The sequence below is a fragment of the Paucibacter sp. Y2R2-4 genome, assembly GCF_025717535.1.
Taxonomy (GTDB): Bacteria; Pseudomonadota; Gammaproteobacteria; order Burkholderiales; family Burkholderiaceae_C; genus Paucibacter_A.
The window spans coordinates 680,764-692,489 of the sequence record NZ_JAJIRO010000003.1 but is presented as its reverse complement, the minus strand read 5'-3'; the positions used below and the strand labels follow the sequence as shown (position 1 = coordinate 692,489).

Here is an 11,726-nt window from a genome sequence, read left to right as displayed (position 1 = left end):
CGGTAGCCCCTGGCTGTGTCTACCCGTATTCGCCCCAAGTTGGGGCCTTGCTTCAGGCCAACACCTGCTCCGCCAACTGTCGCCCACTCAAGTAAGCGCCCTCCACCTTGCCGCCGTTCAACCAGTCGCCGCACAGGCCCAGCGCCAGCTCGGGCACCCACAAATACCCGGGCTTTGAGAGCGCCGCAGCCTGCCCCTCGGGCGCCGTGTCCGCATAAAGCCAGCGGTGCGTCACCCAAGTGGCCGGCGCCGGGCCGCCCAAGTCCGCAAAAGCCTGCAGCATCTGCGCCGCCACCGCCTCGGCCGGCAGCGCCAGGCGCTGCTCGCTCCATTCGGCCTCGGCATGCAAAAGCCAGGTTTCAGCGCCGCTGCGGCCCGGCTTGCTGCTGTTGCGCGCCACCCAGCGCAAGGGGCCTGCATTGACAAAGGCGGCGTCATAGCCCAAGTCCAAGGGCTGGGCATAGCTGAGCATCAGGGCCCAACAGCCGCGCATGCGCACCGCAGCGGCTTGGGCGGCCAGGCTTTGCGCCGGCGCACAGTCCGCCAAGAGCGCTGCCGCCTGGGGCGCGGGCACGGCCAAAACCACCCGGTCAAAAGCCTCGCCCCCGGTCACGCTCTCCGTGCCACACAAGCGCCAGCCCTGGCCCTCGCGCAGCAATCCGCTTACTTGGGCCTCTTTGTGAACCTGCAGGCCTTGCGCCAGCCATTGGGCCGGCGCCGTCATCATGGGGGCGCCCACCCAGCGTTGCAGCTCTTGATCTGGCGAGTGCGCAGCGAGGCCGCCGAACACCTGCAGTCTCGGCGTCCACAAGGCCGCCACACCGGCCTCCACCCAGCGCGCCAGCTCGGCTTGAAACTCTGCGCTGCGGGCGGTGAAGTACTGCGCGCCATGGTCGCATTGCCAGGCGTCGTTGCGCCGCGTGCTCATGCGACCGGCCACACCACGGCTTTTGTCGAAAACCGTGACCCTATGCCCGGCCTCCTGCAAGCGAAGCGCACAAGACAAACCGGCCAGCCCGGCGCCGATCACAGCGACATGCGGTCTCGAAGACATGCGTTTATTTCCAAGATCATCGTTAACAGCCAGCATCCTGCACCAGGCGATCGCCGGCTGCAGGGCGGTCAAACAATCTCCCGACGGCTGACTGCGCCATCGCTGGCTCAGCTCCAGCGCAAGGCCGATCTGGGCTAGGCTGCGCCCCATGAACCGCATTCATCCCAAGAAGCTCTTGCACAGCAAATGGACGGCGTGCTTGCCGCAGAACAAGGAGAAGCACTTCATGGTGGTTCGCCTCATTGAGGTGGAAACCTCGGAACCCAGCACACCGCCCAGCGCTGCGCCAAGTACCGCCGCCCTGGCCTGGGTGGATTTGGAGGCGGTTCACTCCGGCCAGTGCCGGCGCATTGCTTGGCGGGAGTTGAAGGACGACAGCCAATGGCGGCAGGGCTGGCTATGAGCACGACGGCTACTGCGGCGAACACCCTGCCGGACGGCTATCGCGCCCTCGTCGTCGGTGCCAGCGGCGCGATCGGCCAGGCCTTCGAGCAACTCTTGCAGCAAGACCCGCGCTGCGCCCAGGTGCTGGGCCTGCACCGCAGGTCTTCGATTGCCATCGACTTTGAAGACGAGGCCTCGATTGCCCGCGCGGCCTTGGCGCTGCAAGACGCAGGGCCTTTCCACCTCATCATCAATGCCACGGGCACGCTGCACCAGAGCCAGCAGATGCCGGAGAAGCAGCTCGCACAGCTCAGCTACGCCCAAATGTTGAGCACCTTCAGCGTCAATACGCTGGGCCCGGCCCTGCTGATGCGCCACTTCACGCCCTTGTTGGACCGCCAGCACGCGGTGATGGCCCTGCTCTCGGCCAAGGTGGGCAGCATTGAGGACAACCGCCTGGGCGGCTGGTACAGCTACCGGGCTTCCAAGGCGGCACTCAATATGTTGGTGAAAACGGCCGCCATTGAGTTGCGCCGAACGCAAGCGCGCAGCGTCTTGGTGGCGCTGCACCCCGGCACAGTCAGCTCGGCGCTCTCGGCGCCGTTTCGAGGCGCGGAGATCGGTCGCCCGGCCAGCCAAGCAGCGGCGGAAATGTTGGCCGTGTTGAGCCGCCTCAGCCCGGCGGACAGCGGTCAGTTTCTGAGCTACTCGGGAGAGTCGCTGCCTTGGTGAGGGACCAGGAAGGGCTCTCGGCCCACGAGACGTCGCAGCGCTGAGTGACTTTCGGCTCTGCGGCTGGCGCCAGCGATCATCGGCAACTCGGCTGCAGCCAGATGAAACACGCCAGCTGAGTCAACCCTGACCCTATACCTGACACCTGATTCCTGACATCCATGACATTTGCTCCCGCCTTGAAGTCCAGCCCCTTGCCCGCCGCCCTCTTCTCCGCCCTGCTGTACTGCGCTACGGCACAAGCCGGCACCGTCGCCTTGCCCGAAGCCATCAAAACCCCGGGCGGACAGGTTCAACACTTGGAGTTGCAAGCTTTTGGCGTGCAGATCTACGAGTGCCAAGCCAGCAAAGAGGATGCCAAGCGCTTTGAATGGAGCTTCAAAGGCCCGGAAGCCGAACTCTTTGACGACAGCGGCCGCAGCGTGGGCAAGCATTACGGCGGCCCGACTTGGGAGTCCCAAGACGGCAGCAAGGTGGTCGGCGAAGTGAAGTCGCGCGACAACGGCCCGGACGCCAACGCCATCCCTTGGCTGCTGCTGGCCGCCAAGTCCCATAGCGGCAGCGGCGTTTTCGCTCAGACCCAGAGCATTCAGCGCATCAGCACCAGCGGCGGCAAAGCGCCGGCCGGCGGCTGCTCGGCCACTCAGGCGGGCCAGATTGCCCGCATCTCCTACAAGGCCGTGTACCTGTTCAACGCCGCCAAACCCTGAGCTTCAGCTGAGTCCAGGCTGAGGCCCAAGGGTTGGCGCCCAAGCTCGATCAGGGCTTCAGCGGCAAGTGCCCCACGCCCAGATTCATCGCGTTGAGCAGATCGCCGTTGTCCTGGCTGAGCTCCCAGGCAAACAGACCGGCCAGGCCGTTCTTACGCACATAGTCGCCCTTCAAGAGCACAGCGCGTGGGTCGTCATAGCCCATCCAGAGCTTGTTCTGGGGATGGAACAAATTCCAGGCCTGGGTCTGCGCATCGAACACCGTTTTGTAGCCATTCAGGCCCTGCCCCTTGGGGCCGAGGTAGCGGCTGGCAATTTCGCGGTAGCCGGCCGAACCATCGGCGCCGGGGTAGCCGCCCGTCTTGGCGGCACCAGTTTGCGGCTTGTCCACCCCCATAAAGCCGCGCCCGTACATGGCCACGCCAGCCACCATCTTGGCGCGCGGCACGCCGGCTTCATCCAGATTCTTGACCGAGCGTTCGATGCTGTCATCGGCCTCGGGCGAGGAGTTGCGCAGCGTGCTGTGATTGCCCGCCACCTTGGACCAGTTGCCGTAGAAGTCATAGGTCATCATGAAGACCAGATCCAAGGCTTCGGCCGCGCGCTTGAAGTTGATGCGCTTGACCACGGCCTGGCTGGTGTTGACCGCCGTGGTCACCAAATAAGGTCGGCCAGTCTCGGCAGTGAGCCGGTCAAAGGCACGGCGCAAGTCATGCATCAGATCGGCATAACCCTGCCCATCGGCGGGGCTGCCGAGTTGTACCCCGTTGGATGCGCCGTTGTCGCCGGGGTGCTCCCAGTCAATGTCGATACCATCAAAACCTGGGTGATCACGCAGGAACTGCAGCGCCGAGGCGACAAACACCGCGCGGCGCGCCGGGTCATTGGCCAGATGGAAGAAACCGTCCGATCCGCCCCAGCCGCCCACCGAGGCCAGCACCTGCACATGCGGCTCGCGGGCCTTGAGTCGCAAGAAAGCGGCATCAAAGCGTTTCTCCACGCCGGCGCTGGTGAGTTGATAGTCCTGCTTGCCCTCGCATTTAGCAGCATCCTTGGGTAACTGGCCCGGGCCGCACAGGCGCAAGAAGGCGTAGAGCAAATGGGTCACGCTGCCCGGCTGAATACGGTCGACGACCGCCGTGCTCTCCCACATCGGCACATACACGCCGACCACCTTGGCGCTGCTGCGCTCAAAGGCCATGGGCTTGGCGCCGAAGAGCGATGCTGAAGGAGAAGTCGGTGCAGCAGGCGCCGGCTCAGCCGCTTGTGCGCAAGTATTGGCAAAGAGCCCCAAGCTGAGGGCAAGAACAAGGGCTGAGGTCTTCAATCGGCGACTCCTGAGTGAGGGCGCTAGCCTATCACCGCATTCAATGCCAATTAAATACCAATCATTAAGATTCGCTGAAGATCCGGGCGCTGCTCGCCCCGGCATGGCGAAGCCTCCCGGCGACCACTTCAAGGCGCCAGATCGACGCGGATCTGCAACTCGCGGCTGCGCTGGGTTTCGGCATCACGGGTGCTGAGCACACCGCGCTCGCGGGCTTGAACGCTGGCGCCGCTGCGCGCCACCGTCACCCATTCGCCCAGGGGCGCGGACACCGTGCTGAGCACCGTGGTCTGCGCAGTGCCAGCGGCACCCTGCCCGCCATGGGCCTGGGTGGAGCCATAGTTAGAGGCTTGGCCAGAGCTTTGAGTGGGGGACTGCACCCGCACTTCCAAGCGCACCGGGGCCTGCCCGCCCGGCCATTGCGGCGTGACGTTGAAGCCCTGGGTTTGCTCGGTGAAACCGCTGCGCGGCACGGCGATGACCTTGCCTGCGGGGGGCCCGGAGATCGGCGCACCCGGCTGCGCCTCGACCTGAATGCCAAAGTCCACCCACTGCATGGGCACGTTCTCGGTGAACTGCACCGAGGCCGCATTGCCGTTCAAAACCAGGAGCCGCTGCACCTGGCCGCCGTGCTCATCGCGCCGCTGAGTGCTGAGGCTGGCGCCACCGCGCGGCGACACCGAACCGGAAGTGCCGATTACCACCGCACCTTCGCGCACACCGGCCACAACGGCGGCACTGACGCTGCTGTCCACCCAGCGTAGCTCGATCCATAAGTTCTTGGCTGGCAAGCCGGCCGACTTATTGCCGCCCGCCTGCGCCCAGACGCCACTGCAGGCGACACCAGCAAGGCTGAACAAGAAGGCCCGGCGAGGCGCGAAGGGGAGGTGTTTTGCGTGCCACATGCTGAGGAGCATACGCGCTTCAGCTGCGCCACGTCCGCTGAAAAATAGCTCAGGACCGCGCCGCCACTGCCGCCGCACGCCAAGGCCGCAAGGGCCACAGCAGATTTAAAGCCAGGCCGCTGAGCACGAGGGCGGCGGCGATCAGCTTCCAGGCCGGCAGGCTCTCGCCCAGGACCAGAGCGGCCGTGCTCATGCCGAACACCGGCACCAGCAAAGCCATAGGCACCACGGTGGCCGGTGCATGCCGAGCCAAGAGCCAACCCCAGGCGGCATAACCGAACAAGGTGTTGCCCAAAGCCTGCCAGAGCACGGCGGCCCAGGTCGTGAGATCGGCCCGATCCAGGCCTGCCGCCATGGCCTGAGGCCCCTCGACGATCAAGGACAAGAGCAGCAAGGGCGGGACCGCAAAGACGCTGGTCCACACCATATAGGCCAACATATTCACCCGCCCCGCTTGCTTGCCGACCATATTGGCGCAGGCCCAACTGAAAGCCGCCGCCAGAATCATCAGCAGACCTAAGGGCGTGGCGCTGCCATCGGTATGACTGGCGATGAAGGCAATGCCCGAGGCCGCCAAGGCCAGGGCCAGCCATTGATAAGCCTGCACCCGGTCTTTGTTGATCCGCATCGACAACATCAGGGTGAAGAACACCTGGGTCTGGATCACCAAGGAGGCCAGGCCCGGCGAAATCGCTGCATTCGGCCCGCGCATGGCCAAAAACAAAAGCCCAAACTGGCCGACGCCGATCAAAAGCCCATAGGCCGCCAGATTGCGCCAAGGCAGATCCGGCTTCTTCAAGAAAAAGATCGCCGGCAAGACCGCAAAAGAAAAGCGCAAGGCCGCAAACAGCAAGGGCGGCAGCGCATTCAAGCCCAGCCGTATGACGACGAAGTTACTGCCCCAAATAGCCACCACGGCCAGGGCCAGCAAGAAATGCTTGAAAGGAAGTCGGGCGCTCGAACTCATGAGTCGGGATTCTGAGGCAAGCGCCGCTCAGCCTCTGAAAGTTTCATCCCTCGTCAGGCTGGCTTCATCCCCGGCCGCGCTTGAGGCAGCGCAAAGGACACAGCCACCCCTGCGTTCGCCTTGGCTTCAGCTGCAAAAAGCTTGAGCCAAGTCAGAGACGGCGCTGGCGTCGAGGCATCCAATCATTCACATCATGAGGGCCCAGCCCTCAGCACCCCAAGGAGCAAAGATGAAACTCTTCATGGATCTTTTCAGCAGCGACGTCGGCCTCTTCAGCATCGCCACCATTGGCATCGTGCTTGGTATGGGCGCCTTTTATGTGCGCTACTTCATCGGCCATATGCATGCCGATGAAGCCCGCGCTGCGGCTCAAAAGTCCTGAGCCCAAGACGCCCACGCCGCTCAAGAGCGGTCGCAAGGAGCCGCCCCTCTCACCCTATGGCTTCACACTCAGCTCATCGTGAATGCTGTGAGCCCCTTCCGCCGCCCGCGCAATACGCAGGGCTTCATCAATCTGAGCCTGGGTGTTCAAGACCCCGATCAAGCGCACATCGCCCTTGTTCGTCACGACCTGGATGTCAAAACCCTTGAGCACCTCGTCGTTCTGCAAGGCAGTCTTCACATGCTCGGTGACAGCAAGGTCTGAAACTTGAACCGGGCCTGCGCCGGTCGCAGCCATATCGGGCGGTGATGCCACGCTGGGCTCCGGTGCTTTGCTGCAAGCAGCGAAAGTCAGCGCAACAGCCACGGCCAATGCGCAAGGGAAGAGTTGCGGGACGGATCGGAAGTGAGTCATGAGGAGCCTCTTTCGGGTGTGAGCGCAAGCCAGAGGAGGCTTGTGCGCTGCTCGCAGCGTCGCTGCTGGCCCTGCAGGCGTCTGTGCGTTCGCGAACAAGCCCGAGCTTGTGTTTTTGCACGTCGGCCTGTTCCAGCTTTTTGACCGTCTATCCCTGCGCAGCGCCGCTTTGGCGCATTCAGCAGGCCAGCGAACGGAGGGCCACCTAGAGTCACACACTCTTGTTGTCCAACCCGCTCCGCTCGACTCGCCTTCCATGAACTCACCATCGATCTGGCCGCAAAGCGCCTTGAACAAAGTGCTGAACCGCAGCATCGCGGCGCTGCTGCTCAGCAGCCTGAGCGTCGCCGCTCTCGCTCAAGCGCCCGCTGCGCCGAACGAAGAGATGGTCGACATTGGCGGCCGCAAACTGCACGCCATTCGCATGGGCCAAGGCGCAGCCACGGTGGTCTTTGAGTCGGGCTTCAGCATGGACCTGAGCGCCTGGCGCCGGGTGGCACCGCAATTGGCTCCGCGCGCCAAAGTCTTGGTCTATTCGCGAGCCGGCTATGGCCAGAGTGACGCCAGCCCGGCCCCGGTCAGCTTGCAGCAAAGTGGCCGCGACCTTTCGGCCTTGTTGCTAGCCGCCCAGTTGCCGCCGCCCTATGTGCTGGTGGGTCATTCCTATGGCGCGTTCTTGATCCGCGACTTTGCCAGCCGCCATCCCGAGCAAATCGCCGGCCTTGTATTTGTCGATCCCGCGCATGAGCGCTACGACCAAGTGCTCAAACCGCTGGATGCGCCGCGCTTGGCGGCCGAGCAGGCGCAACTCGAAAAAGGCGCTCCGGAAAAGTTCCGCGCTGATTTGCGCTACATCCAAAGCATCATGGACGCAGGCAGGCTGCCGGCCATCGACAAGACCACGGCACAGCTGCCCGACGTTCCGGCGGTCGTGCTGACCTCCACCAAGCGCTATGCCAAGCCCGAAGTGCTCCTGCACACGCCCGCCGGTATGGCCGCCTGGCGCCAGTTGCACACCGAGTTCTTCAGCCAATTCAGCAATGGCGCCCATGTGCTGACGCCGGTCAGCGGCCACCACATCCAGTTTGATGAGCCCCAGTTGGTGGTCGCCGCCGTCGACCAGGTGATTCGACTGGCACAAGAGCAAGCCCAGCGCCGCGCCATCGAAGCCGCGCGCGCCAAGCTCAGTCAAGATTTGCAGGCCGCGGCCAGCGCAACCGATCCGCAAGCTGCCGTGGACCTCGCCATTCGCGCGCCGGGCCTCAGTGAAGCTGAGGTCAACAATGCCGGCTATGCCATCCTTGGCAATGGCCAAGTGACGCCGCGCGTGCAACTGGCGGCTTGGGTTTTGAGCGCCAATGCCCGGCTTTACGACAAATCAGACAATGCCGCCGACAGCCACGGCGAAGTGCTGATGAAGCTCGGTCGCCACACCGAGGCACGCGCCGAATTCAGCCGCGCCCTGAGCTTGGGCGAAGCCGCCGGGCGGAGCCCCAGGGTGCTGGACAGCTACCGCAAGCACCTGGCACAGGCGCAGGAAGCGGCGACAAAGCCTTGAGCCTTCAAGGTGCGGACGCCCTTAGGCGAAAAGCCAGAGCATGGCGCTCCGGCCCCATCCCTGCGCCCTTGTTGGCGTATCGATCAGCGACGACGGCGCTTGCTGGCCAACATGGCCAGCCCCGCCAAAGCGGTGAGCAAGAGCCCCGAAGGTTCTGGCACCGCATTGCTTTGCGGCAGCAACGAGCCATTCACAGCAAAGGGAAGCTCCACCGCTCGACTGCTGCCGCTGTCAAGGACCTGAGCAAAAAGGCCGTTGACTGGGCCTTGCTGCGCATTGCCTCCAGGAGTCACCAGGGAAGGGGCGAAAGGCCCTGATGCCGATGTGCCCGTCAGCGACCAGGTCATCCAGTAGTCGCCTGCGAACAAGTCGATATCGGGGATATCCACCTGAATGCGATAGATGTTGCGACTGGTGTTGCTCAAGGTGGTGCTGGTGACGCGGTAGCCCACGCTACCCCCATTGCTCACCTCGTTGCTGCCGGAAGCGATGATCTGACCGCTGTTCACATCACCCGACTTGATTTGCCAGGTAGCGCCGGTGAAGGTGAAGCCATTGCCCCCCGTTTGATAAGCAAAGAAGTCCAGGCTTTGCACATGCCAGCCATTGCCCGTGACTTTGAAATCTTCCGCCACGCGAAAGTTGCTGTTCGCGGCGAAGCCAAGAGTGCCATCTCCCGCCGTGGAATTCAACACCGACAAGCCATTCGACCCGACGAAATCGGCGGCATTCATGAACAAAGGGCTGGCCTGGGCCAGGCCTGAGGCCAGCAGGGCGGCGCTGAGGATGAGGTGTTTCATTGGAGGGTTCACGCTTGAGTTTGAATGTCCGTGGCCCACATCTTCTTGAAACAGCTCCTCAGCGCCTAGCCCGCGTTCAAGGGCGCTTGAATCAGGGGCGCTCAACTCAGGGGGAGCATTTCCCCTAGCCCCAGCAGCTGACGGGGCCAGGCATCGGGCAGGCACGCCCCCCCCAAGTCGCAAGACCTGACCCTCAGACATTGCTTCAAAAAGAATGACGAACAGCGGCATCACACGTAGAGTGCATGCAGGACTGAGCCTGAAAGGTTTGTATGCAGATCAACAGCATCAAAGCGCGGCTGGTGTTGCTTTCCACTTTGCTCATGCTGATGCTGGGCTTGGTCAGCGGCTGGTGTTTGCATGCCATGTCGGAGATGAATGCAGCCATTGACACCGTCTACAAAGACCGCGTGGTGCCGCTCAAACAGCTCAAGCAGGTTTCGGATGCCTATGCCGTCAATGTGGTGGACACAACGCACAAGGTGCGCGCCCGCAGCCTAGACCCGAGCGCCGCCCTGAAACTGGTGGGCGAAGCGGAGCACATCGTGGCTCAGCAATGGGCGGCCTACACCGCCACCAAGATCGAGGGCAATGAAGCCCGCTTGTTGGCCAAGGCCACTGCCCTGATGGCGCCGGCCAAGGCTGGCACGCTCAAGCTCAAAGACCTGCTGCAGTCTCAAAACGCCGAGCAACTCGAGGCTTTCGCGACCCAAGAGCTTTACCCCGCGATTGATCCCTTCACCGGCGCCATCGCTGAATTGGTCGACGAACAGCTGACCGTGGCCGAGTTGGAATACGCCAAAAGCCAACAGGCCTTCAGATCCTCCGTCTGGGTTGTGCTGTTGGTGTTGGGCTTAGCACTGGCCGCCGGAATAGGGCTGGCCTGGCGCATCATCAGCTCCATCACCCGGCCCTTGCGCGAAGCGCTGCGAGTGGCAGCCTTGATCAGTGACAAAGACCTGAGCTCACGCATCGAGATCCAAAGCGAAGATGAAATGGGGCAGCTGCTGCACGCCATGCAGCGCATGCAGGTGCATCTGGCCGCCACCGTCGATCAGATCCGCAGCAGCGCGGTGGAAGTGTCCGGCGCTTCCGGGGACATCTCCACCGGCAGCAACGATCTGAGCATGCGCACCGAGCAGCAAGCCTCAGCTTTGGAGCAGACCGCAGCGTCCATGGACCAAATGTCTGCCGCCGTGAAGAACAACGCCGAAACCGCGAGCAAGGCCAATGAGCTGGCGCACCAAGCCTCACGCACGGCCGAACGCAGCGGCGTAGCGGTGGCGCGTGTGGTCTCCACCATGGAGCAAATCAATGGCAGCTCCAAAAAGATTTCGGACATCATCGGCGTCATCGATGGCATCGCCTTTCAGACCAATATCCTGGCCTTGAACGCCGCGGTGGAGGCCGCTCGCGCAGGGGAACAAGGGCGCGGTTTTGCCGTGGTGGCTGGCGAGGTGCGAATCTTGGCCCAGCGTAGCGCTCAAGCGGCTCGCGAGATCAAGACGCTGATCGGCGACAGTGTCAGCAAGGTCGAAAGCGGTTCAGAAGTGGCCGCCGAGGCCGGTCGCACCATGGCCGAACTGGTAGAACAGGTGCGCCACGTCAACACCATGTTGGGCGAGATCAGCACCGCCACCCGCGAGCAAAGCGCAGGCATCAGCCAGGTCAACACCGCCATTTCGCAGCTGGACCATGCCACCCAACAAAACGCCGCTCTGGTGGAAGAGTCGGCCGCAGCCTCCGAGGGCTTAAGACAGCAAGCCCAAGCCCTGGCGGCCATTGTTAGCTCTTTCAAAGTCAGTGAGACGCCAGCTCATTTCAACTGAGCAACAGCCTTGTGATCCAAATGGGCCAAAGGCGTCAAGGCCCCGGCCTTCACCTCGCCCAGCGAAAAACTGGTGTGCACATCTTTGACGTTAGGCAGATTGAGCAGCACATCGATGGTGAAGCGGCTGAAGGCATCGAGGTCGGTGGCCAAGACTTGCAGCTCAAAGGTGCCGGCGCCCGAAATGTAGTGGCAGCTGATGACCTCGGGCTGGGCTCGGATGGCGTCTTCCAGCGGCTTGGTGGAGGCGCCGTTGTTGCGGTCGGCATCCACTCGCACAAAGGCCAGGACGCCCAGGCCGACCTTGCGGCGGTCGATCTCGGCGCGGTAGCCGGTGATGAAGCCCTGCTCCTCCAGCCAGCGCACCCGGCGCCAAGTCGGCGCGGTGGACAGGCCGATGCGCGCGGACAGCTCGGCATTGGACAGGCGCGCATCGCGCTGCAACTCGCCGAGGATGGCGATGTGATAGCGGTCCAGGCCCATGCCGGAGGCGGCGCCGAGCTCGGCGTCCTCAAGCTCCGGCGCATCCCCGGCTCGCGCGGCGCTTGGGGCTGAGGCTGGGGCCGGGGCTTTGCTGGAACTGCTGGCGCTACTGGATTTAGCCATCAAATGTCTCCTGCTTTGCTGCGAAGCAATGAATGCAGATGCAAATTGCATCGCTATTT

General features: G+C 63.3%; 13 protein-coding genes. 6 read left to right on the top strand and 7 right to left on the bottom strand.

Annotation, left to right across the window (positions count from 1 at the left end):
* Positions 1–52: 52 nt before the first annotated feature.
* Positions 53–1,054 (bottom strand): NAD(P)/FAD-dependent oxidoreductase, encoded by a 1,002-nt coding sequence (locus LNV06_RS14410; RefSeq protein ID WP_263538980.1) that lies wholly within the window; start codon positions 1,052–1,054, stop codon positions 53–55.
* A 148-nt stretch (positions 1,055–1,202) separates the two neighbouring features.
* On the opposite strand from LNV06_RS14410, the gene LNV06_RS14405 reads away from it, so the two are divergent.
* The 3 genes from LNV06_RS14405 (at position 1,203) to LNV06_RS14395 (ending at position 2,880) form a co-directional block, all read left to right on the top strand.
* Positions 1,203–1,457 (top strand): TIGR02450 family Trp-rich protein, encoded by a 255-nt coding sequence (locus tag LNV06_RS14405; RefSeq protein WP_263538979.1) that lies wholly within the window; start codon positions 1,203–1,205, stop codon positions 1,455–1,457.
* Complete coding sequence (locus LNV06_RS14400; RefSeq protein ID WP_263538978.1) at positions 1,454–2,170, top strand: SDR family oxidoreductase; 717 nt, start codon at positions 1,454–1,456, stop codon at positions 2,168–2,170. Before LNV06_RS14405 ends, LNV06_RS14400 begins: the two co-directional genes overlap by 4 nt.
* Positions 2,171–2,331: 161 nt before the next feature.
* Positions 2,332–2,880: a DUF3455 domain-containing protein gene (locus LNV06_RS14395; protein ID WP_263538977.1), complete on the top strand. Its 549-nt coding sequence runs from the start codon at positions 2,332–2,334 to the stop codon at positions 2,878–2,880.
* Positions 2,881–2,929: 49 nt separating this feature from the next.
* On the opposite strand, the gene LNV06_RS14390 is transcribed toward LNV06_RS14395, so the two are convergent.
* The 3 genes from LNV06_RS14390 to LNV06_RS14380 all read right to left on the bottom strand — a co-directional run bounded on the left by LNV06_RS14390 (position 2,930) and on the right by LNV06_RS14380 (position 6,079).
* Positions 2,930–4,207, bottom strand: a complete 1,278-nt coding sequence (locus LNV06_RS14390) for a glycoside hydrolase family 18 protein (protein WP_263538976.1) — start codon at positions 4,205–4,207, stop codon at positions 2,930–2,932.
* A gap of 128 nt (positions 4,208–4,335) precedes the next feature.
* Positions 4,336–5,112 (bottom strand): hypothetical protein, encoded by a 777-nt coding sequence (locus tag LNV06_RS14385; RefSeq protein ID WP_263538975.1) that lies wholly within the window; start codon positions 5,110–5,112, stop codon positions 4,336–4,338.
* A 49-nt stretch (positions 5,113–5,161) separates the two neighbouring features.
* Complete coding sequence (locus LNV06_RS14380) at positions 5,162–6,079, bottom strand: EamA family transporter (protein WP_263538974.1); 918 nt, start codon at positions 6,077–6,079, stop codon at positions 5,162–5,164.
* Positions 6,080–6,308: 229 nt separating this feature from the next.
* Between LNV06_RS14380 and LNV06_RS14375 the strand changes: the two genes are divergently transcribed.
* Positions 6,309–6,461 carry a DUF3149 domain-containing protein gene (locus tag LNV06_RS14375; protein WP_263538973.1) on the top strand — a complete coding sequence of 51 codons (153 nt, stop codon included), beginning with the start codon at positions 6,309–6,311 and terminating at the stop codon, positions 6,459–6,461.
* 54 nt (positions 6,462–6,515) lie between these two features.
* Here the strand turns inward: LNV06_RS14375 and LNV06_RS14370 are convergent, their stop codons facing one another.
* A complete protein-coding gene (locus tag LNV06_RS14370; protein ID WP_263538972.1) occupies positions 6,516–6,875 on the bottom strand; it encodes a BON domain-containing protein in 360 nt (119 codons plus the stop codon).
* Positions 6,876–7,131: 256 nt separating this feature from the next.
* Here LNV06_RS14370 and LNV06_RS14365 point away from each other — a divergent pair, with 256 nt between their 5' ends.
* Entirely contained in the window at positions 7,132–8,433 is a 1,302-nt protein-coding gene (locus tag LNV06_RS14365; RefSeq protein ID WP_263538971.1) for an alpha/beta fold hydrolase, read from the top strand.
* A gap of 83 nt (positions 8,434–8,516) precedes the next feature.
* Here LNV06_RS14365 and LNV06_RS14360 read toward each other — a convergent pair whose 3' ends face one another.
* Positions 8,517–9,233: a PEP-CTERM sorting domain-containing protein gene (locus LNV06_RS14360; protein ID WP_263538970.1), complete on the bottom strand. Its 717-nt coding sequence runs from the start codon at positions 9,231–9,233 to the stop codon at positions 8,517–8,519.
* A 272-nt stretch (positions 9,234–9,505) separates the two neighbouring features.
* Between LNV06_RS14360 and LNV06_RS14355 the strand changes: the two genes are divergently transcribed.
* Positions 9,506–11,062 carry a methyl-accepting chemotaxis protein gene (locus LNV06_RS14355; protein WP_263538969.1) on the top strand — a complete coding sequence of 519 codons (1,557 nt, stop codon included), beginning with the start codon at positions 9,506–9,508 and terminating at the stop codon, positions 11,060–11,062.
* Here the strand turns inward: LNV06_RS14355 and LNV06_RS14350 are convergent.
* Positions 11,050–11,544, bottom strand: coding sequence for an Lrp/AsnC family transcriptional regulator (locus LNV06_RS14350; RefSeq protein WP_263539146.1), 495 nt, complete (start codon positions 11,542–11,544; stop codon positions 11,050–11,052). The two genes, LNV06_RS14355 and LNV06_RS14350, sit on opposite strands and share 13 nt — an antisense overlap.
* Positions 11,545–11,726: the final 182 nt, after the last annotated feature.

Coding starts and splice junctions, on each gene's coding strand:
- LNV06_RS14410 (WP_263538980.1), bottom strand. CDS start 1,054: ATGTCTTCGAGACCGCATGTCGCTGTGATCGGCGCCGGGCTGGCCGGT.
- LNV06_RS14350 (WP_263539146.1), bottom strand. CDS start 11,544: ATGGGCCTGGACCGCTATCACATCGCCATCCTCGGCGAGTTGCAGCGC.
- LNV06_RS14355 (WP_263538969.1), top strand. CDS start 9,506: ATGCAGATCAACAGCATCAAAGCGCGGCTGGTGTTGCTTTCCACTTTG.
- LNV06_RS14380 (WP_263538974.1), bottom strand. CDS start 6,079: ATGAGTTCGAGCGCCCGACTTCCTTTCAAGCATTTCTTGCTGGCCCTG.
- LNV06_RS14375 (WP_263538973.1), top strand. CDS start 6,309: ATGAAACTCTTCATGGATCTTTTCAGCAGCGACGTCGGCCTCTTCAGC.
- LNV06_RS14395 (WP_263538977.1), top strand. CDS start 2,332: ATGACATTTGCTCCCGCCTTGAAGTCCAGCCCCTTGCCCGCCGCCCTC.
- LNV06_RS14385 (WP_263538975.1), bottom strand. CDS start 5,112: ATGTGGCACGCAAAACACCTCCCCTTCGCGCCTCGCCGGGCCTTCTTG.
- LNV06_RS14360 (WP_263538970.1), bottom strand. CDS start 9,233: ATGAAACACCTCATCCTCAGCGCCGCCCTGCTGGCCTCAGGCCTGGCC.
- LNV06_RS14405 (WP_263538979.1), top strand. CDS start 1,203: ATGAACCGCATTCATCCCAAGAAGCTCTTGCACAGCAAATGGACGGCG.
- LNV06_RS14400 (WP_263538978.1), top strand. CDS start 1,454: ATGAGCACGACGGCTACTGCGGCGAACACCCTGCCGGACGGCTATCGC.
- LNV06_RS14365 (WP_263538971.1), top strand. CDS start 7,132: ATGAACTCACCATCGATCTGGCCGCAAAGCGCCTTGAACAAAGTGCTG.
- LNV06_RS14370 (WP_263538972.1), bottom strand. CDS start 6,875: ATGACTCACTTCCGATCCGTCCCGCAACTCTTCCCTTGCGCATTGGCC.